Source organism: Pseudotamlana agarivorans, from assembly GCF_018860245.1.
GTDB classification, from domain to species: Bacteria; Bacteroidota; Bacteroidia; order Flavobacteriales; family Flavobacteriaceae; genus Pseudotamlana; species Pseudotamlana agarivorans_A.
Map to the genome: position 1 here is coordinate 30,585 of NZ_JAHKPD010000003.1, position 21,708 is coordinate 52,292.

The 21,708-nt window shown below is 33.6% G+C and carries 17 protein-coding genes; 6 read left to right on the forward strand and 11 right to left on the reverse strand.

Annotated features, from left to right (window positions below; all coding sequences use genetic code 11):
- Positions 1–132: 132 nt before the first annotated feature.
- From KO493_RS00585 to KO493_RS00595, 3 genes are all read left to right on the forward strand, one after another.
- A complete protein-coding gene (locus KO493_RS00585; protein ID WP_216066013.1) occupies positions 133–1,101 on the forward strand; it encodes a hypothetical protein in 969 nt (322 codons plus the stop codon).
- 108 nt (positions 1,102–1,209) lie between these two features.
- Complete coding sequence (locus KO493_RS00590; protein WP_216066014.1) at positions 1,210–1,581, forward strand: VOC family protein; 372 nt, start codon at positions 1,210–1,212, stop codon at positions 1,579–1,581.
- A 194-nt stretch (positions 1,582–1,775) separates the two neighbouring features.
- The gene (locus tag KO493_RS00595; RefSeq protein ID WP_216066015.1) at positions 1,776–2,513 is read left to right on the forward strand and encodes a hypothetical protein; all 738 of its coding nucleotides are present in this window, start codon (positions 1,776–1,778) and stop codon (positions 2,511–2,513) included.
- An 84-nt stretch (positions 2,514–2,597) separates the two neighbouring features.
- Here KO493_RS00595 and bshA read toward each other — a convergent pair whose 3' ends face one another.
- The 10 genes from bshA to KO493_RS00645 form a co-directional block, all read right to left on the reverse strand.
- Positions 2,598–3,737, reverse strand: a complete 1,140-nt coding sequence (gene bshA / locus KO493_RS00600; protein WP_216066016.1) for an N-acetyl-alpha-D-glucosaminyl L-malate synthase BshA — start codon at positions 3,735–3,737, stop codon at positions 2,598–2,600.
- Between the two features lie 51 nt (positions 3,738–3,788).
- On the reverse strand, positions 3,789–6,704 hold the full coding sequence (locus KO493_RS00605; RefSeq protein ID WP_216066017.1) for a glycoside hydrolase family 3 N-terminal domain-containing protein: 2,916 nt from the start codon (positions 6,702–6,704) through the stop codon (positions 3,789–3,791).
- 174 nt (positions 6,705–6,878) lie between these two features.
- Positions 6,879–7,940 carry an imelysin family protein gene (locus tag KO493_RS00610; protein ID WP_216066018.1) on the reverse strand — a complete coding sequence of 354 codons (1,062 nt, stop codon included), beginning with the start codon at positions 7,938–7,940 and terminating at the stop codon, positions 6,879–6,881.
- A 1-nt stretch (position 7,941) separates the two neighbouring features.
- A complete protein-coding gene (locus KO493_RS00615) occupies positions 7,942–9,348 on the reverse strand; it encodes a di-heme oxidoredictase family protein (RefSeq protein ID WP_216066019.1) in 1,407 nt (468 codons plus the stop codon).
- Between the two features lie 95 nt (positions 9,349–9,443).
- Positions 9,444–10,661 (reverse strand): imelysin family protein, encoded by a 1,218-nt coding sequence (locus KO493_RS00620; protein ID WP_216066020.1) that lies wholly within the window; start codon positions 10,659–10,661, stop codon positions 9,444–9,446.
- A 140-nt stretch (positions 10,662–10,801) separates the two neighbouring features.
- The gene (locus KO493_RS00625) at positions 10,802–11,287 is read right to left on the reverse strand and encodes an ABC transporter ATPase (protein WP_216066021.1); all 486 of its coding nucleotides are present in this window, start codon (positions 11,285–11,287) and stop codon (positions 10,802–10,804) included.
- 42 nt (positions 11,288–11,329) lie between these two features.
- Positions 11,330–12,121: a (Fe-S)-binding protein gene (locus KO493_RS00630; RefSeq protein ID WP_216066022.1), complete on the reverse strand. Its 792-nt coding sequence runs from the start codon at positions 12,119–12,121 to the stop codon at positions 11,330–11,332.
- Positions 12,122–12,290: 169 nt separating this feature from the next.
- A complete protein-coding gene (locus tag KO493_RS00635; protein ID WP_216066023.1) occupies positions 12,291–13,598 on the reverse strand; it encodes a (Fe-S)-binding protein in 1,308 nt (435 codons plus the stop codon).
- 6 nt (positions 13,599–13,604) lie between these two features.
- A complete protein-coding gene (locus tag KO493_RS00640; RefSeq protein WP_216066024.1) occupies positions 13,605–14,540 on the reverse strand; it encodes an MlaD family protein in 936 nt (311 codons plus the stop codon).
- A 51-nt stretch (positions 14,541–14,591) separates the two neighbouring features.
- Positions 14,592–15,722 (reverse strand): N-acetylmuramoyl-L-alanine amidase family protein, encoded by a 1,131-nt coding sequence (locus KO493_RS00645; protein WP_216066025.1) that lies wholly within the window; start codon positions 15,720–15,722, stop codon positions 14,592–14,594.
- 200 nt (positions 15,723–15,922) lie between these two features.
- Here KO493_RS00645 and KO493_RS00650 point away from each other — a divergent pair, with 200 nt between their 5' ends.
- Both KO493_RS00650 and KO493_RS00655 read left to right on the forward strand, forming a co-directional pair.
- The gene (locus tag KO493_RS00650) at positions 15,923–18,691 is read left to right on the forward strand and encodes a putative LPS assembly protein LptD (protein ID WP_216066026.1); all 2,769 of its coding nucleotides are present in this window, start codon (positions 15,923–15,925) and stop codon (positions 18,689–18,691) included.
- A 29-nt stretch (positions 18,692–18,720) separates the two neighbouring features.
- Positions 18,721–19,104 carry a Rid family detoxifying hydrolase gene (locus tag KO493_RS00655; protein ID WP_216066027.1) on the forward strand — a complete coding sequence of 128 codons (384 nt, stop codon included), beginning with the start codon at positions 18,721–18,723 and terminating at the stop codon, positions 19,102–19,104.
- A gap of 23 nt (positions 19,105–19,127) precedes the next feature.
- Here the strand turns inward: KO493_RS00655 and KO493_RS00660 are convergent, their stop codons facing one another.
- Entirely contained in the window at positions 19,128–20,516 is a 1,389-nt protein-coding gene (locus KO493_RS00660; RefSeq protein WP_216066028.1) for a response regulator, read from the reverse strand.
- 151 nt (positions 20,517–20,667) lie between these two features.
- Between KO493_RS00660 and KO493_RS00665 the strand changes: the two genes are divergently transcribed.
- Positions 20,668–21,708, forward strand: coding sequence for a GMP reductase (locus tag KO493_RS00665; protein ID WP_216066029.1), 1,041 nt, complete (start codon positions 20,668–20,670; stop codon positions 21,706–21,708).

A 21,708-nucleotide genomic window follows, 5' to 3' on the forward strand; every position in this document is an offset into this window, starting at 1 on the left:
TCATAACTTCAAATGAAATAATTTGTTGTCTTATAGTTTTCAAATTATAAAAATGCAACTTTAATAACCACATCATATAGTTAAATATTCATATATTTATTTAAAATAACCATAGTAATAAACACTAAAACAATGAATGCAAACAAATTTTTGATTCTACTTTTAGCCGTAATAACTTTTTCAAGCTGTAAAGATAATAAGGGACAAAACACAGAAACAAAAGAAACTACTGAAGTTATTGGAGTAGAATCTACAGAAACAGCAAGTAACCAGGATGTATCTGGAAACTATGTAACAGATGATTACAACAAACGCGATGAAGGTTATGATTGGGTAGCTGTAATCATTAATCAAGTTAGTGACCATTCAATTAATGTAAAAGTTAGGTCTAGGGCCGATAAAAAAAGAGGAACTTGTACTTTTGACACAAAAGCTAACAAAAAAGATGATGCCACATATGCTGCTGATGTTAGCGGAAAAACAGTGCTTTTTACTTTTAAAAATGGAAATCTAAATATTGCAACTGAGAATCCTGCTGATGAAGCCGCACTTTTCTTTTACTGTTCTGGAGGAGCAACCTTTGCTGGTGATTACTCTAAATTAAACGGTGAACTTGATGCCTCTCAAATCGATAAAACCTTATATTCAAAAGTATTAATGTTACAGGATGTTGGGTTTAACATTTCTGCTGTTGAAAAAAATGGTGAAACTGAGTTAACCGTGAACGCTTTTGGTTTAAAGGAAAACCATGGTAATCCGCAAGTTGTTACTTTTAAAGGAAATATTGTTGATGCCCAAGTAGAAGATTTAGACGCTGATGGTTCTCCTGAACTTGTTGTTTTCACAGAATCTGAAGGTTTTGGTAGTGTTGTTGCATTTTCTACTCTTAATAAGAATTCTATGATTCCGGTATATTTCCCACCAGTGAGTGAAAATGCTAAAATCAATGAAGGTTATAATGGTCAAGATGAATTTTCTTTAGTTGAAACTACTTTAGGGCAACGTTTTCCTACAGATAAAGGCACTAAACAAGTGAGTTACAAGTTGGTAAACGGTGAGGCTGGAAAAAAATTTGAAATGACTAACGTTTCAGAATTCTAATAAAAAACACTTAACACTAAAAAAGCGTCATAATTATGGCGCTTTTTTTATGCGAAAAAGCCATTAAAATTTTATGATTATCTTTATTAAAATTAAAACTTAATCATCATGAAACTAGGTGCTTTCTCTATGAGTTTAAACGTAAAAGATCTTAAAGTCTCACAAGTTTTTTATGAAAATTTAGGCTTTGCTATCTTTGCTGGTAATTTAGAAATGAATTACCTCATAATGAAAAATGGCAATGCCTTAATAGGCTTATTTCAAGGCATGTTTGAAAATAACATTTTGACCTTTAATCCTGGATGGGATGAAAATGCCACCCCTTTAAAAGATTATGATGATGTAAGAAGCATTCAGGACCATTTAAAAAGTAAAAATATCTCGTTAAATAGTGAAGCCGATAATAACACGACTGGGCCAGCAAATATTATTTTAACCGACCCAGATGGTAATCTTATTTTAATAGACCAACATATTTAGCTCGTGGCATATTTTTAAGAGTTTTAGGTACGATTCTTTAATTATACAACATAGACTTTTCACAAATATTTGGCATTGAAAAAACCGATTTCCTAAAAAAACACTTCAGCCTAAAAAGAACAATAAAAATGATATTTCACCTCCTACACGTTAAATGATTTAATTAAATTTACCTAGAATCAAACGTTATGATAATGAAAAAAATTATTGCCCTTTCCTTAACGACATTATGTTTACTAGCAAGCTGTAAAGACTCAGGAAAAACAAAATCTAAGGAAGAAAAAAAAACCTCTGAAAAGATCATTCAAACAACCAATTCAGAGAATCAACCAGCTGAAAACACCCATAAAATTGTTGTTAAGGAAAAAATTTCATCTGGAGGCTATGTATACCTTAATGTCTCAGAAAAAGACGAAACATACTGGATGGCCATACCAGATAGAAATATCGAAATTGGTTCTACATATTATTATGAGGGAGGCATGGAGATGAAAAATTTCCAAAGCAAAACATTAAATCGCATTTTTGAACGCGTCATTTTTTCCGAAGGTATTCGAGAGCATAGTAATGGTGTGAAGCAAGACAAAAAAACACCAATTCAAAAAGGAAAAACAAAGGTCGTTAACATTGAAAAAGCTCCAAATGGCATTCGAATAGCCGATCTTTTTGAAAACCCTCAAGCTTATTTAAACAAAGAAGTTATTGTTAAAGGGGAAGTTGTAAAAGTAAACAATGGAATAATGCAGGTTAATTTTGTGCATTTGCAAGATGGTACTACAGGAAATGGCCAATACGATATAACCATAACCACTAACGAGGAATTTAAATTAGGCGAAATTGTGACAATAAAAGGAAGCGTTATTTTAAATAAAGACTTTGGTGCAGGATATGTTTATGATGTGCTTATAGAAAAAGCGGTTAAAATACTATAAAACAGAGGTTTAAAAAGTGCCTAAATACAAGTTAATTTTGTTCCTTAGCCCCTTACTAAAATTGCTCATATTTATTTATTAAACCTATTGGGATATACATTTGGCTAAAGTATCCTGATAAATAGCTTCATACTTAGGCACAATAGTATGCAAGTCGAATTTTAAAGATTCTATTCTGGCATTTTCCTTAAATGTTTTTAAGCGTTCTTCATCTTTTAATACATGAATGGCATTTTTAGTCATATCGGCCACATCGCCAACGGCACTTAAATAACCTGATTTTCCGTGAATATTAACTTCTGGGATTCCTCCAGAATTACTAGAAATTACAGGCACACCCGAAGCCATGGCTTCCAACGCAGCCAAACCAAAACTTTCGGTTTGTGATGGTAAAAGAAATAAATCGCTAAAGCATAGAATTTTATCGATTTCGTTACTCTTACCGAAAAACACCACTTTATCGGCAATGCCTAGTTCTCTACACTGCTGTTCTATATTTTCTTTTTCTGGTCCTTCACCAATAAACATAAGTCTCGCGGGCATTTCCTTCTGTATATTATTAAATACGCTTATGACATCATGCACACGTTTTACGGGCCTTAAGTTACTTATATGTGTTATAATTTTTTCATTATCCTTGGCCATCATACCACGTTGGCAATCCGGCATACCATGCATTTTATATTTTTCTAAGTCTATAAAATTGGGCACCACGTTAATTTCATTCTTTATATCAAATAAACGTAGGGTATCTTCTTTTAGGCTCTGAGAAACTGCTGTAACCGCATCCGATTTATTAATACTAAAGGTTACTGCAGGTTTGTAAAAAGGGTGACTCCCAACTAATGTAATATCCGTTCCATGCAAAGTCGTTACAATAGGCACATAAATACCTGCTTCTTGCAGCATTTTTTTAGCCATATAAGCGGCATAAGCATGAGGAATGGCATAATGTACATGTAGAATTTCTATTTTATGAAGCTTAACCATATCTACCAACTTACTCGATAAAGCCAATTCATAGGGCTGATAATGAAATAAAGGATATTCGGGCACGTTAACCTCATGAAAATGTACATTATTACTCAACAGGTCCAAACGTACGGGCTGATTATAAGTTATAAAATGAATTTCATGTCCGCGTTTAGACAACTCAATACCTAATTCGGTAGCTACAACACCACTACCACCAAAAGTTGGATAACAAACTATACCTATTTTCATGTTTTCAATTTTTAACCATTCACCATGTGGTTGTGCCTAAATTTTTAAGTATTAATCTTCAATTGCTTCGTAAATCAATTTTTGTATATCTGTCCTAATATTTGCTCGTAACAACAAATTTGAATCTGATTTAGGATACGTCCTGTTCGCTAAAAAGATATATACAATTTCCTTTTCTGGATCTGCCCAAGCATAAGTTCCTGTAAACCCAGAATGTCCAAAACTACTCATAGGTACACAGCCACAAGTTGGTCCACTCCCTGAAATTTGCGGTTTATCAAAACCAATGGCACGTCTATTTTCTTTATTTAAATAATAACGCGTATTAAATTTATCGAAAGTTTCTTCTTTGAAGAACCGTTTATTACCATAAAAACCTTTTTGCAAGTACATCTGCATCATTTTGGCAACATCATTAGCATTACTAAAAACACCTGCATGCCCACCAATACCATTCTGCATAGCTGCTCCCATATCATGAACATAGCCATGAACCGTTTGATACCTAAAGTAATCATCAATTTCGGTAGGAACAATTTTTTTACTACTTATACTATGGTACGGATTATACAAAGTATTATTAGCCCCTATAGGTCCATAAAAATGCGCACTTGTTAACTGGTCAAGTGTTCTGTCGTAATGACCTTCAATATATTTCTTTAAAATGTAATAAGGAAAGTCACTATAACGATAACTAAGTCTATTCAATAGCTCTGAATCTCTAATAATATTAGGAATAGAATCTTGATAATCAGTACGCATAAAAAGATTTTTTGCGACTTCAACATTAAAACTATCACTTCTTATTTTCCTATAATATTTTTCACTTGGATGTTTCGTTTCATCTAAAGTATGGTAGTAAAATGGTTCCCAGGGTTTTAACCGTGCATAATGAGATAGCATGCTTTTAAACGTAACATTCTTCTTGTTTGAATTTTTGTAATCGGGTAAAACTTCAGAAAGTTTGGTGTCTAAACTAATTAAACCTTCTTCTTCCATTTCCATAACCAAAGGTAATGTCGCTAATATTTTGGTGAGCGAGGCCACATCATAAATATCGTCAAAACCTACCTTTTCTTTACCTCCATAAGTGTGTTTTCCAAAATTTTTATTATAAATAACCTTTCCCTTTCTAGCGACTAATAGCTGAATTCCTGGCGTCATTTTTTTTTTTACAGCATACTCGGCAACGTCAGTAATTTTTGCTAATTTTTTAGAATCCACACCAACGCGTTCTGGAATCGTATAACCTAATCTTTTGATATTTGGCGTTTGGAATCCAAAATCTACCGGAAAATAATCTCCAACACTTACAGGAAGTTTTCCCTTCGAAGCTAAAGCACCAAAAATTAACTGTGCAGATTTTTGTTGAGCGATAGCGCTATTTTGATAACTCACCACAATACTTTCAATATTAGTTATACTTTTTAGATCTGCAAGTGCGTATGGTTTTACAAAAGCATCTAAAATAACGGTATGTCTTTTCGCTATTTCTTCAATCCAAATAGTTTCTACCTCGCTAAACTGATAAGACTTCCATGGACTTCCATTAGACCTATGAAAACCAATGACAACCGTATTATAAGCCTGAAGTTTCCCTAATAAATCGCCAAGATTACCGCCAGTTATCGCATGTACTTTAGTATATTTTTTAAGTTCATTAAAAAACACAGCACCTGAGTCATCACCTAATTTCACATAGGCAATTGATTTTGTTTCTAGCTCTTGTATTGGCAATAAATCTGCATCATTTTTTACAATAGTAATCGCGTTTTCCATTAACTCCTCATAAAGCATGTCGTCTTCTAGACGGTTTAAATCTTTTGATAAATTTGTTAATGAAATGGGCTTATAATTATTTAATCCAACTTTATATTTTGCTTGCAGTATTTTCTTAACCGAAAGTTCTAAACGTTCCTTTGTTATATCACCTTTATTATAAGCCTCCATGATTTTTGAAACACCTATACCAACATTCTCAGACATCAGCATCACGTCGTTCCCCGCCTGAAAAGCTGCTAAATCAATATCTCCAGTTTCACTAAAGTCTGCTGCACCTTTCATGGTTAAAGCATCGGTAAAAATTAAGCCTTTAAACCCTAAACGCTCCTTTAAAATATTAGTTACAATATTTTTAGATAGTGATGATGGGTAGTTCTCGCGTTTCTCCAGACTTGGCACATTTAAATGTGCAACCATAACGCTAGCAAGCCCTTCTTTTATAAGTTTCTTATAGGGGTATAGTTCTATAGAATCAATTCGCTTTTTACTAAAACTAATCGTTGGTAAGGTTTTATGTGAATCTTGAGAGGTATCGCCATGACCAGGAAAATGTTTGGCATTGGCTAAAACACCTGCACCTTGCATCCCTTTCATAAAAGCTTCTGCTTTTTCTGTTACATTATCGCGATCTTCACCAAAAGAGCGATTTCCAATTATTGGATTTTTAGGATTGGTATTGATATCAACATCTGGTGCAAAATTAAAATGCACACCCAAACGCTTACAATGCTCTCCAATATGTTTTCCTGCGCGCTCTACTAATTTATTGTCTTTTATAGCGCCTAAAGTCATATTCCAGGGAAAAGCATAAGTTGAATCTAAACGCATACTTAAGCCCCATTCTGCATCCATACCTATTAACATGGGTAATTTTGAAGCCGCTTGTAGTTCGTTATCCAATTTTGCCTGACGGTAAGGTCCGCCTGAAGAATAAATAATACCACCAATGTGGTGCTTTTTAATATCATTTAATACTTTTTTCTTGCTTGCAGCACTTTGTTTAGACATGACTTGAACCATGTATAGTTGCCCTACTTTTTCGGCTAGAGTCATCGAATTATAAACACTATCAACCCATTTTTTTTGAGATTGAACATCCTTAGATAATAGCGGATTTGTTGTGTTTTGAGAGAAACTAAAAAGTGTAACTAAACAAAAAAAACTAAAAAAAAGTGTATGACGCATATAAGAGATCATTATAAGGGATTAGTAGCCATAAAAAATCAAGCCAAATTACCACTTTTAAAAAGAAGATGAAAAGACTTTAAGATAGAATTATAAAGAAGTTTGTAAACTAGACTTAACTCATCCAAACTTTTCCAAACCAGTGCTCATTCCGTAGGGATATGCAGGACTTAACTAGTCACCGTCATTATCTGTTGGTAAAACAGTTACAGACAAGATACTTGCTGCATCCACTGAAAAATATTTCACCAAATCAAATAATGAATTATAAAGTAATTCAACTCTAGGATTATTCGTTGAAATGGCTTCATATAAACTTGTATCTATGGCATCGATATTTGAATAAACAGATTGAAAAGCACTATCTATCTCATTTGTCAATACTTTTGAACCTGAAATCTCCTCAATAATAGTTGCAAAATTAGCATGACTTAATGTGTAAGCATATTGCACTTCCTCAATGGAACTACGAATAAGCGCTAATGAACTTTCGCTTCTATAAGCTTCCAGAGATTCTAAAGAAGCATTACTACTGTTTTCCAGTCCCGCAGGCTTTCCCACTTTTGTTACTCGTATAACGTCTAAGACATTTATTAATTGATTAAAGGCTAGACAGCGTGCATTTTCTACACATGAAACATTTCGGGCACTTAAAAAAGTCTCTTTATAACCTTGCTCCCAAAAATTTATTAATAAATCTGTTTGTCTTAAAATTTCTTGAGAAACCCCCAATAAATAATGTATTCTAAATGTATCCTTTTGAAATAATAACAACGCTAAATTTGGGTCTTGATTATTAAAAAATAGAAATTCAACAGCTCCTAACCCCTTAGAAACGGTACTTTTTGACGTAAAATAGGTTGAATCATAAACTGTTTGTTCATTTATATTATTTTCAATTTGATCTGGATTGATTGGAAAATTATAAATATGAAGATCAAAATATTTTGCTTTTACGGCTACTAAATTATAAACACGAGTTTTTGAAAAAGCTTTTGCACAATTTAACCACTGATCTTGTAATTTATTAAAATTTGACGCTGTTGTTTCTAATTTAAAATTTTCTGAAAGTTCAATTTGTTTCTCTATTTGAATTTTAAAATCATTTAAAGCAGGTTGGATATTTTCACTGAAATAATCTTCATGTAAGGTATCCATCGGACTGGCAACACTATCATCTTTATCACAAGAAATAAGGACAACTATTAATGCTAAATAAAAGATACATTTTCTCATATTATAAAGAATTTAAAAACCTTAATACTTGTTGGCGTTCTTCATTGGACAAATTCATGAAGTCCGTTTTTGACTGCTCGGCCTCACCTCCATGCCATAAAATAGCTTCTTCAATATTTCTGGCTCTACCATCGTGCAACAGAAAAGTATGGTCATTTACCAATTCTATCATACCTAATCCCCATAATGGTTGTGTACGCCATTCGTTTCCGTTTGCTAGAAAGTCGCCTCGATTGTCTGCTAAAGCGTCTCCCATATCATGCAATAAAAAATCTGAATACGGACGTATTGTAACTTCACTTATTTGCGACAACAAAGGATAATCACTTGTCGTAAAGCTATTTACATGACACGACACACATGCCAAGGCGGAAAATAATTCTTTCCCTTTTAAAACATCTACATTCTTAAAATCCCTACGTTTAGGTACCGATATTGCAGCTTGATATAACATAAGTCTGCTAAATTGTTCATCTGGAATCTCTACTGTGTCGCCAGTATTCACACCATTGTGAAGGGTTGAACAATCTATACCATCAGGACAGTTTTCATTTGGGAAAATACTTGTTGTAAGCCCCATATCACCATTAAGCGCTCCTGCAACTTGCTGTTCTAAAGTAGGTTGATTCGCTTTCCATCCAAATTTACCAATTGTGTTTTTATTTTGTTTTACATTCCAAACATAATTCGCCTTACCCGAAATGCCATCGCCATCGGCATCATTTATATCTTCATTTTCTAAAATACTCGCTTCACTTAGCGCGTCAATAAACCCTAAGCCTATAACCTGCTGCCCAATTCTAGGTGATTGTTCAGCGTTACCAAGACTCCCGTAATTTTCATTAACAATACGATACTTTGGTTGTCTCAATTCAAAAGGAGATCCATCGGGGTAATTACCTGTAATAATTTCAAAATCAACTTCTATTTGTCCTTCACTCTGAATTCCTAAGTTGGAATCATCTTGTAATTGACCACCATAATTAAACAATGAAATTGGTCCCGTGATTTGGTTATTTCCATGACTTAGCCGGATTAAAAACCCTTCGGAATCGGCGCCATTTTCCAAAAGCGGTTTCCCCCTACCATCTCTTAAATGGCAGCCACTACAGGCTCTTGCATTAAAAAGCGGCCCTAAGCCATCTCTTGAGGTTGTGGTTGCTGGTGAAGAGACCCAACTTTGATCGAACATGGCGTTTCCAATACCAAAGAAAGAAAGTTCTAAATCTGATAATTCTGGAATACCTCTTCCAAATGCTTTATCGGCCGTATAGCCTTCAATCGATAAATGAGAAACTAAATTTTCTTCATCTAATTCGTAAGTTAAATCGATATATTCTTGTTCAGAAAACCCGTCTGATTGACAAGAAAATAAGGCTATAAACAAAATACATAATGCGTATTTCATATGTTTTTATGATAAAATATTTAAATCTAAAAACTGAAGCCACACCTGATGACTTCAGTTTTTTGAATTTTAAAAAAAATTTGATTGTATAATTTCTAGTTTATAGTTATAGAAATACCCAAGGTATTTGCAGACTCGGCAATTTCTTTACTCTGCGCGATTAATGCTATTGCCAATTGTCCAGCGGGACCATCAGACCCTAAAGTTTCCTCACTAATAATTTCATCGAAATTTTTACCTAAACCAAGTAAGGTATTCAATTTAATAATGGTTTGAGATGCACTATCTTTTAAATTATTTGCAACTTCCGAATTTACTTCAGCGGCAAGATCGATTAATGATAACCCCGTTATTACTGTTCCGTTTTCCGTTGTATAGCTTCCTACTATAATATTATTTATACCGTTAACGTTTGCCCACATATCTTGGTTTGTATTATCTGAAAAACAAGAATGTTCATTCTCTTGACCTTCATCAATTGCAGGATATATTCTTTCTGCAGCCACTTCTCCATTCGAAATGAAACCGATACCATTCAAAATATTTGTTAAAGCTTCATCTTTATTTAAAGCTTCAAAAGTCATACGGTATGACCCACCTGTAGCCCAAGTATCATTTAAATCTTTTAAATCCTTAATTAATAAATCTGTTACAATTTGTAGGTATGTTTTTCTTCTTTCAGAAAAATTTTCTGTGGTGTAATCTGTAAAAGGTCTTTCTCCAGAAACTGAATAATTATCGTAAGTTCCATTAATGGGATCGTAGTTTAAATCTTGTCCCCATAGTAAAAACTCAATGGCGTGCCACCCTGTTGAAATATTATCGTCTTTTCCTGATTCATTCTTGTTAATAATATTTTCTTCTGTTAAGTCGAAGCTAGTATCCCCTATTAACCCATTTTGAACAGTACCTCCAGCTCCATTAGCAACATAATCAATAAAGCTTTCATCTAATGGCCATGCGTTAATTTGACCTTCTGTTCCTAATAAATCTTCATTATCAATAGGACCATCAGCTTCTCTATAAGCTTCAGTTTGACCATAAAAATCTCTAGCATACAACCATGCATCTCTGGCAGCTTCTAAAGTTGTGGCATCTGGTGAAGCGATAAAGGCATCAATTTTTGATTGCATGACAACCGCAGTTTCGTATGTATCTTTATAGTTGGCCGATGCTATTTTAGCATAAGTTTCAATAAATTCAGTTTTTTTGGTGCTGTTTGAATTGTTAATTCCATCATCATCACTAGAACATGATGTGACAAATAGTACAAGAATTAATAGTTGAAATGGTTTGGTTAAATTAAGTTTCATTTGATTGTTTTTATTTAGACTTCTTAAAAATAGAGGTGCAAATATATTTTCTTTTATGAAAAAACAAAACTTATTTAGATTAAATCTTAATAAAAAGTTAAGAATATTTTATAAAGTCAACTTATGTGAAGCTATTATTTCTATTTAACAAAACGCGCATGCCAGCTTTCGCTAGCAGGAACTTCCCAGTTTTCTTTAAATTCTGCAACTGTTGCTACCAAATTATTAAAAACAATAGTGTTTTTTGAAACAGCCTTGTTCTTGGCCATTTTTCTGAAATCGGTAAGTGTTTTATAGGCCACGTACTCCCCTTGTTTATAGGATACGTTCATTTTATCCATAAGATCAACATTATAATCTTTTTCTAATTGCTGAATAAAATGTACAGAACTGTCAACAGAACACCCAGTGGCTTTGGCAACGCCTTGATCAAGTCCTAGAACGATAAAACGTTTGTATTTGATGGTATATCCAGCATGTAAATCACTACCATGAGCGGTCCAATTTTGAATAAACACATTTAATTTTTCTTGAATTTCTTCAAGTTCTTGTTCAGAAAACGAACGGTTTGCTTGATAAATCCAAACTCTAGATTCTTCTGGTAATGTGTTAAAATCTACTAACATGGTATATGAATAATTACGTTTACTATTTTTTTACTTCTGAAATTATAGACCTTGGGCGTTTGCGATAAGTTCTGCAATATCCAAAACTTGTACTTCGTTTTCTTTTTCTTTTACCTTAACACCATCGGTCATCATCGTGTTGCAATATGGGCAACCAGTTGCAATAATGTTTGGTTTGGTTTCCAGTGCATCTTGGGTTCTAAGCACATTAACATCCATATCTCCTTTTTCGGGTTCTTTGAACATTTGTGCTCCACCAGCTCCACAGCATAATGCGGTACGTTTATGCCTTTTCATTTCTACAATATCGGCTTTCGTTTCTTTTAAAACGTTTCTTGGCGCATCGTATTCATTGTTAGCACGGCCTAAATAGCAGGGATCATGAAAAGTGATTTTCTTTCCTTTGTAAAGATCACCATCTACCTTTAATCGGCCAGAAGTGATAAGATCATTTATAAATTGTGTATGATGAACAACTTCATAATGACCTCCTAATCCTGGATATTCATTTTTTAAACAATTAAATGAATGAGGGTCACAGGTTACTATTTTTTTAACCTCGTAAGCATTTAAAACTTCAATATTGGTAACGGCTTGCATTTGGAATAAAAACTCATTTCCTGCACGTTTAGCGATATCTCCTGTACAACTTTCCTCGGTTCCAAGTACGGCAAAATCTACATGCGCCTTGTTTAGAATTTTAACAAAGGCTTTTGTTATTTTTTTAGCTCTATCATCAAAACTACCCGCAGAACCCACCCAAAATAATATTTCTGGTTGTTTCCCTTGAGCCATGTATTCTTCCATGGTTGACACTTTGAGTAAATCGCTCATCTTTTTGAGTTTAAAAGTTTAACACCTACTATGTTTAAAACCTTGTAGGCATATTGTTTTATGTTGGCTTGTGCGTTAGGGATTGTAGCGGCATCCTTTTTTGCCATGAAAAGCAAAAAAGATATAGCGGAAAGCCCGACCCTTTTCGGGTAACGCCCAAATTACTAATTTATTCGTTCTTCCAGTTTAATCGATCCATTTGATTGTATGGCCAAGGGGCTCCATTATTCTCAATATTAGTCATCATATTATTGAGTTCTGTTGGTGCTGCCGATTGCTCCATAACCAAATAACGACGCATTTCTAATATTATGGATAAGGGGTCGATACTTACAGGGCATTCCTCTACACATGCATTACAGGTCGTGCAAGCCCAAAGTTCTTCATTTGTGATGTAATCGCCTAATAACTGCTTGCCATCATCTTTAAATTCGCCGTTATTGGCATCGATATTTTTACCAACCTCTTCTAGACGGTCTCTGGTATCCATCATGATTTTTCGAGGTGATAATTTTTTTCCGGTTAAATTTGCAGGACATGACGATGTACAACGACCACATTCGGTACAGGTATAAGCACCTAATAATTGGACCCAATTTAAATCTTGAACATCGCTGGCTCCAAATTTAGCAGGTACATCTTCTTCGGCTCCTTCTTCTGGAGCAGCAAAAGGATCTGCATTAGGATCCATCATCATTTTTACCTCATTGGTAACCGCTTCTAAATTGTTTAATTCACCTTTAAGTTTTAATTTACCATAATAGGTGTTTGGAAAGGCCAATAAAATATGCAGGTGTTTTGAAAAATACAGGTAGTTTAAGAATACTAAAATTCCTAAAATATGTAACCACCATGCGCCTCTTTCAATAAAGTGTAAGGTTGTTTCGGTAAGGCCGCCAAATAGAGGTGCTATAAATTGACTGATAACATTTCCTGAATTCATAGCTTGAAAATGCACATCGGTTGCATTCATGACTAAAAACAACGTCATAAGTACCATTTCGAAATACAGAATGAAATTTCCGTCGTTTTTTGGCCAACTGGTCATTTCGCTTTTCCAAAAGCGAGCTACTTTAATAACGTTTCTTCTTAACCAAAAAATAGTGACAGAAACAAAAACCAATACGGCTAGAATTTCAAAAAAACCAATTAAAAATCCATAAGCCGCTCCTAGTGATGAAAATATACGATGTGTACCAAAAAGACCATCGATAATAATTTCTAAAACTTCAATATTTATAATAATAAAGCCCACGTAAACAATAACATGGAGAAATCCAGAAACTGGACGACGCACCATTTTACTTTGCCCTAAGGCAATGCGTGCCATGTTTTTAAAACGTTCTGATTTGTTATCACTAACATCTACATCCTGACCTAATTTGATATTACGGATGAGCTTTTTTACATTTTTTGCAAAATACCCAAAACCCAAAATTAGGGCAATAGCGAATATTATGTTTGGCAAATACTGCATATGAAATTAGTTAGTTTCTTCGTTTTCTTGGTATGGAATTTCTCTTTTAGATAAGATTCTAGTATACCTGTTTGGGTGAAGTTTAATATCTCTAATAAGTTCCTCTAATTCGCTAGTCGCTGCTTCAAGATTATTATATAAAGCCTCATCTTTCAATAATTTACCCATGCTCCCTTTGCCGTTTTGTAAGTTATTCATTAACATATCAAACCGCTTAAGAGTTGATTCTAAATCTCCAACAATATTAGAGCCTGCAAGTGCATTGGATACGCCTTTTAAATCGGCAGTAATTTCATCTGCATTGGCTAACACATGATTTAAATGGGTTTGATTACCAGAAACAATTTGATTTAAGGATTGTGACGTTTTTTTAAGGCCACTCATGGTTTGACTTAGTTCTGCAATGCTTGTTTTTAGACTTGCTTTAGCTTCAGGATTCAAAACTTCATTTAAGCTACCAATTAAGACGTTCATATTGGTAATCATTTTTTTAGCCTGTTCTTGTATCGGTTCTAGTTTTTCGCCAACCAAATCAATCATGCCTTCTTTTACGCGACTTTTTAGAATCGTACCGCTCTGTGCCGTTTCTGCGCCATCAAAAGCCGGAATTATAGCAACTGCCTTACCACCAAGTAGTCCAGTGTCGTAAAGTTCGGCAGTACTATTTTTTGAAAACACAAAATCGCTTTCAATTAAAAGTTCTGTAACCAAATTTCCTGATCCGTCATTTTTAAAACTTATATCTGAAACTTTACCTACATTTAAACCACTAATGGTTACTGGTGTTGATGGCACTAAACCTTCTACATTTTTAAACTCCGTATAATAGGTTTTTGAGGAGTCGAGTAAATTGTGTCCTTTTAGAAAGTTGAATCCAAAAATAAAAAGGACGATTCCTACGATTACCAGTATGGCTGTTTTTACTTCTCTTGATATCTTCAAAATTAATGTATTTGGTGCAACAAATTTAGTATATATTTATGAAGAACTGCTCTAATTGCTTATTGATTTTAAAGCTTCGCTCAAAGGGACTTTATTCCCATCTTTAAATGCAACAATAAAGCTTGAAGGGTATCCGTTCTTCTTAGCTTCAGATTGAAAGCTCTTAATCTTCTCATAACTAGAAGTATTACCGTAATAATACTTATATAAGCCTGCCGTTTTTATACTTGATATTGATTGCAACCCATTAAAATTATAAGGCTTACTTTCTATAAATTTAGAACTTGCTGCTATTTGTACTTTAAATACAATGTTTGTGTTATTTTCAGGTATCTCTTTACTTTCCATGACTTGTGAAGAAGTTTCTTCTATCACATTTTCTACAGGTATATAGCCCTGAACACTTTTATCCAATCCTTTTTTGTATTCTAAAATGGCTTTAAAAATAGCGTCCGAAATTTGCTGTTGGCCTTTTGATGAGTTCAAATAAGCACCTTCTTTTTTATAACTTAAAAAACCAATTTCAACTAAAACACTTGGCATTACAGTTTGATGTAATACAATAAAACCAGCTTGTTTTACTCCGCGATTTTTTCTTTTTAAATTATTTGTAAAAGCATTTTGAATTAGACTAGCTAACATGATACTTTGATCTAAATATTCTTCCTGACTTAATAAAATACTCATCACAGATTCAGGAGAATTAGGGTTGAAGCCGGCATAGTTCTTCTCATAGTCATCCTCCATAAATATCACGGAGTTTTCCTTTTTTGCCACTTCAAAATTTGTTTTATTTCTATGAGTACCTAGCACAAAAGTTTCTGTTCCGTGTGCTGAAGAGCCATGTGCATTACAATGAACAGATACAAATAAATCGGCGTTTGCCTCGTTTGCTATTTTTCCGCGAACAAACAGATCAATAAATTTATCGCTCTTTCTGGTGTAAATAACCTTAATATCTGAGTTTTTCTCTAATAGTTTACCAACTTTAAGCACCACTTTTAAGGCGATCTCCTTTTCTAAATAACCACTCCCTGTATTACCAGAATCGGAGCCACCATGACCAGCATCTAAAACAACAACAAACTTTTTAACGGGTTTATCGTTATCTGCATGAGCAAAAGAGGTACATGTTAAACCTATAATTATAAATACGAAATGTAATATTTTATGCGTTTTCATCTGATAAATCCTATTTTCACTAACTGGTATTAATAAGCAAATAAATAATAATTTAATATCTAATAAACTCAAATACAATGTCTTTTATTTAGCTTTAACAATTATTAATCAAAATTTATTGCTCAAATGTATTGAGCAACTTTTTTAATTTTTAATTTTTAATTGATAATTAAATCAATCCCAAAAAAATATATGTAATTTTGGCTTTTCAAAAACTGAGCCAATCCGTTACAAAAATACATTTAAAAGCGTTGCGTACAAACAACTTTAAAATACTTTTTGCACTAAGTTTTACAGTGTTTATCAACACGTTTAGCTTCGCTCAAGACATTCCTAATAAGGAACGAAAGATTGACCGAAAAGTTATCGATCCAGCCGAAAGGGATTCCTTTCTACTCTCAACCGATAGCCTTGCCACAACTGAAGTTTCCGAAAAATCTCAAGATTCTACATTAACAGACTCCATAACTCCTAAAAAAGATTTTTTAGAACATACGGTTACTTATCACGCCGAAGATTCCACAACATTCAATCAAAAAGAACATAAATTATATTTATATAACCAAGCTAAAATTGTTTATGGAGACATGAACATTCTGGCTGGTGATATTACTATTGATTATGTTAAAAATACGGTTTATGCTAAAGGTATAACTGATTCAATAGGAGGTTATACGCAAAAACCAGTATTTACTCAAGGCACTAATGTAGTTGAACCAGACTCCATACTTTTTAATACGAAATCTAAAAAGGCCCTTATTTACAACTCTAAAACCGAACAAGGGGAAGGCACCGTAATTGCTAAAATTACTAAAAAGGAAAACGATTCTGTTTATTTTGTAAAAGATGCTAAGTACACTACTGCCGAGGACCTTGAAGATCCTGATTATTACATAAAATTAAGAAAGGCTAAAATAGTACCGGGGAAAAAGATTGTAACCGGCTTGGCTAATATTTTTATTTATAACGTACCAACACCTGTAGGCTTACCTTTTGGTTTTTTTCCGCAAAGTGAAAAGCAAACTTCAGGAGTTATTATTCCAACTTTCGGAGAACAAAATGACCGCGGTTATTTTTTACAAAACGGGGGGTATTATTTTGCTGTAAGTGATTATATCGATTTAACGGTATTAGGGGATTATTATACAAATGGTAGTTATGCAGCTCGATTAGAAAGCAACTACGCAAAACGTTACCGATACAGAGGTAGTTTTGGCTTTCGTTATGAAAACATTATAATAAGCGAACGTGGTTTTCCTGATTATTCTAGTAGTAAAATATACAACTTACGTTGGTCCCATAGTCAAGACGCTAAGGCCAATCCAAGCTCTCGATTTTCAGCTTCCGTTAACTTAGGTAGTAGTCAATATTACCAAATATCAAACAACCAAGTTAATGTAAGTAATCGTTTAAATAATACATTATCATCTTCGGTTTCATATTCAAAAACTTTCCAAGGTGAGCCACAAGTAAATTATAGTGTTACTGCAACACATTCACAAAATTCACAAACCGAAGTTATAAACATGACCTTACCTACATTTCAAGGTAGTGTGGGCCGAATGTATCCGTTTGCCTCAAAATCAGGATCAAAGAAAGGTTTAATTCAAAATATTAACTTACAATACAATTTAAGAGGGGAAAATAGAATTGAGACAACAGATTCTTTATTTTTCAAAAAGGAAATGTGGGACGAAGCTAGAGCTGGATTTCAGCACACTATACCTTTAACGACAAATTTCAAATTATTTAAATATTTTAGCTTAAGCGCAGGGTCAAGTTATAATGAAGTTTGGACATTTAAAACGGTAAACAAATACTACGATTCTGTAAACGAAGAAGAAGTTGAAGAAACCGTTAATGGTTTTGATTCCTATAGAACTTACAATTTTAGTACTAGCATGGGAACAACTGTTTATGGTATGTTTAATTTTGAAAAGGAAGGGCAAGACCGGAGAATTAAGGCTATTAGGCATGTTATGAGACCATCTGTGAGTTATAACATCAATCCTTCTTTTGATAATTATTATGACTCTTATGAGGTTGTTGATGCCGATGGTAACACAAGTGCCGACGTTGAATATACCCGATTTGAAAATAGTATTTTTGGTCAGCCTAATCAAACATTTTCAAGTGCCGTAGGTTTAACGCTTTCTAACAATTTAGAAGCAAAAGTACGTGATAGAGACAGTACTGCAACAGAGGCAAAAAAAGTCGTATTATTAAACAACTTAAATTTCTCAACATCTTATAATGTTGCTGGAGATTCCCTAAAATGGAGTCCAGTACGTATGAGTGGTGGTACACAACTTTTTAAAAACCAACTTAGCATTAACTTTGGAGCCACACTAGATCCTTACGCTCTTGATAACAACAATAATCGAATTGAAAAATTCAATATAGATAACGGCGGTAGTTTATTTAGGTTAACAAGCGGTAATTTAACAGCTAGTTGGTCACTTTCGAACAAAGGTAAAGGTGCTGCTAAAGATGGTTTAACCGATAAAAACATTGATGAAAATTTACGTGGTGGTGGACGTGATGATGATTTGTTTGGTGTTTCTGAAGATTTTGCTAAAGAACAAAAGTCTACAGATAAGGAGAAAGAAGAAAAACCAAATGAATTTTATCACCATAAAATACCTTGGAGTTTAAGGCTTGCATATGCAGTAAACTATTCCAATTCGAAAAGGCAAAATGAAATATCATCACATTCCTTGATGTTTTCTGGAGATATACAATTATCAGAGAATTGGACCATAGGAGCGTCATCTGGTTACGACTTTAAAAACCTAGGTTTTACACCAACACAGTTACGTTTTGAACGTGATTTATTAAGTTGGCGTATGAATTTTAGCTGGACACCATTTGGAGATTACAAATCATGGAATTTCTTTATTGGTATTAAATCTAGTATCTTACAAGATCTTAAATACGAAAAACGTAGACAACCGGATATCAACTTATAATACGTTTTATAACTGTTAATCACTTCCATATGAAAACAATTATTACTACTCCAAACGCCCCTGCCCCTATTGGGCCATATAATCAAGCCATATTAACTGGAAACACTTTATATACATCCGGTCAAATTGCGATTCACCCAACTTCTGGAGCACTTATTTTGGAAGATATAACATCTGAAACAAGGCAAGTCATGAAAAATGTTGGTGCTATTTTGGAAGCTGCTGATATGAATTTTTCGAACGTTATTAAATCTTCTATTTTTATAAGTAACATGGACGACTTTCAAAAAATAAACGAAGTTTATGGCAGTTTTTTTGATGATGAGACTGCACCAGCACGTGAAACTGTTCAAGTGGCTCGTTTACCAAAAAATGTAAATGTGGAAATTAGTGTTATTGCTATCAAGTCATAACAGCAAAGTAGTTACTCTTTTAATTATTTAATACTAGAATAACTTACCAATAACTCTTTAAGTTTATCAACTTCGATTGGTTTTGCTAAGAAATCATCAATGCCTGCTTCTTTTGCTTTTATAATATCTTCCTCAAAAGCGCTAGCCGAAACCGCAATAATTGGCGTGTTTCTTTCAGCATATTTATCGGTAGTTTTTATAAGTCGAGTCGCTTCATAACCATCCATATCTGGCATGTAAATGTCCATAAAAATTATATCAAAATCTAAAATTTTATACAATTCTACAGCTTCCAATCCATTTTTAACGAAAGTACAATCGGCACCATGGCGCTCCAAAAGCGCTTTTATTACCTTTTGATTTGTTCTATTATCTTCAGCAACCAATACATTTAACCTGTTTAATATAATAGGTTTTGTTTCAACCAAATCGCTTTTAATATTTAGCGTTTTCTTTAACTGTAAACTAAAATAAAAAGTAGAACCTTCATTCTCCTTACTTTCTATTTTTAATTCACCCCCCATAAGTTCAACGAGTTGATGTGAAACTGAAAGTCCGATGCCTCCACCTCGATAATCTCGCAATAAATTAGATTTAGAAAGGTCGTTCTTATTATTGAATAAAAATTTAACTTCCTCGGTGCTCATTCCAACGCCAGTGTCTTTTATATAAAAAGTTAGAAAAAGACTGTCATCAGTACCTATAGTTTGGTCTATTGTAACATTAATTTTCCCTGAATTAGTGAATTTAATGGCATTATTAATTAAGTTAATTAATACTTGTTGAATTTTAGCGGAATCAGCTAGCATTAAAAATTTATCATTATTTTCCGACAAAAATTTATAATCAAAATCCAAACCTTTCTCTAACGCTTGAAATTCGAAAACTTTTAATAGTTTCAGCAAATCGGCTTTTAAATCGATTGCTTTAAGATCTAGCTTAAATTTTCCGCGTTCAACAACAGCATTATCAGCAATCATATTTACCAGTTGAGAAATATGAAGCGACGAATATTCAGCAATTTCAACTTCAGCCAATCGGTCAGCCTCTAAATTTGACTGCTTCAACATGTTTAACATACCAAGAACCGTATTTAATGGCGTACGGATTTCATAACTCATATTGGCCAAATAAATAGATTTTTGATCGGCTACTGTTTCAGCAACATCCAAATTTCGTTTTAATTCATCAACACGAAATTCTAAATTAGACTTTATCACATCATTTTTTAATTGATTTTTAAAAAAATATTGAAGTCCGAACACCTGAAAAACAGCAATTAAGAACAATACTCCTGCAGCACTTTCTATGTATATTTTTTTTTCGAGAAAGAGAAAGCCAATAACGAGAATAGATATAATACTTAAAGAAATCAGAAAAGATAGTTTATATCTACTTTTAATAGATTTCAAGAATTTTGGGGAACCCTTCATACAGCATGGCTTTTAACAAACATATCTATAATTTATAAATAAACAAAACGATTTAAGCCTATTAAATTGACGCTATATGCTAAAATTTGTTAAATTTATTTTAGGTTAATAACTTCATACAATAGAACAAATGAGAATTGAATACGATATTAAATTAGGATTTAAGGATGTTATGATAAGACCTAAAAGGTCTACTTTAAAAAGTCGCTCTGAAGTAAGCCTGGAGCGAGAATTCAAATTTCTTCATAGTCCTTTTACATGGTCTGGAGTTCCAATAATGTCTGCTAATATGGATACCGTAGGTACTTTTGAAATGGCCTTAGCTTTATCTAAAAAGCATCTATTTACTGCTATTCACAAACATTACTCTATAGACGATTGGAAAGCCTTTATCTCTAATGCTCCAACCGGTATCGAAAACTATATTGCCGTAAGCACTGGTACAAGTGAAAAAGATACTATAAAATTATCTGAAGTATTTAAAGTTTTTCCTGAATTAAAATTTATTTGCATTGATGTAGCCAATGGCTATTCGGAACATTTTACAGCATTCGTTCGCAAGACTAGAACACAGTTTCCAAATATGATTATTATAGCAGGAAATGTGGTTACAGGTGAGATGGTAGAAGAGTTATTAATCTCAGGAGCAGATATTGTAAAAGTAGGTATCGGACCTGGTTCTGTGTGTACAACTCGTGTAAAAACGGGAGTTGGTTACCCACAACTTTCAGCAATTATTGAATGTGCAGATGCTGCACACGGATTAGGGGGGCAGATTATTAGTGATGGTGGGTGTACCACACCTGGAGATATTGCAAAAGCTTTTGGTGCTGGAGCAGATTTTGTAATGTTAGGCGGAATGTTAGCTGGTCATGATGAAAGTGGCGGTGAGATTATTGAAAAAAACGGAGAAGTTTTTAAAAAGTTTTATGGCATGAGCTCTGCCACTGCTATGGAAAAACACGTTGGTGGTGTTGCTGAATATCGTGCAAGTGAAGGTAAAACGGTGGAAGTACCTTACAAAGGGCCGGTTGAAAACAGCATTCAAGATATTTTAGGAGGCCTGAGAAGTACCTGTACTTATGTTGGCGCTTCACGACTAAAAGAACTGACTAAACGTACTACTTTTATTAGAGTGAATGAACAGGAAAACAGGGTTTATAATAGTTAA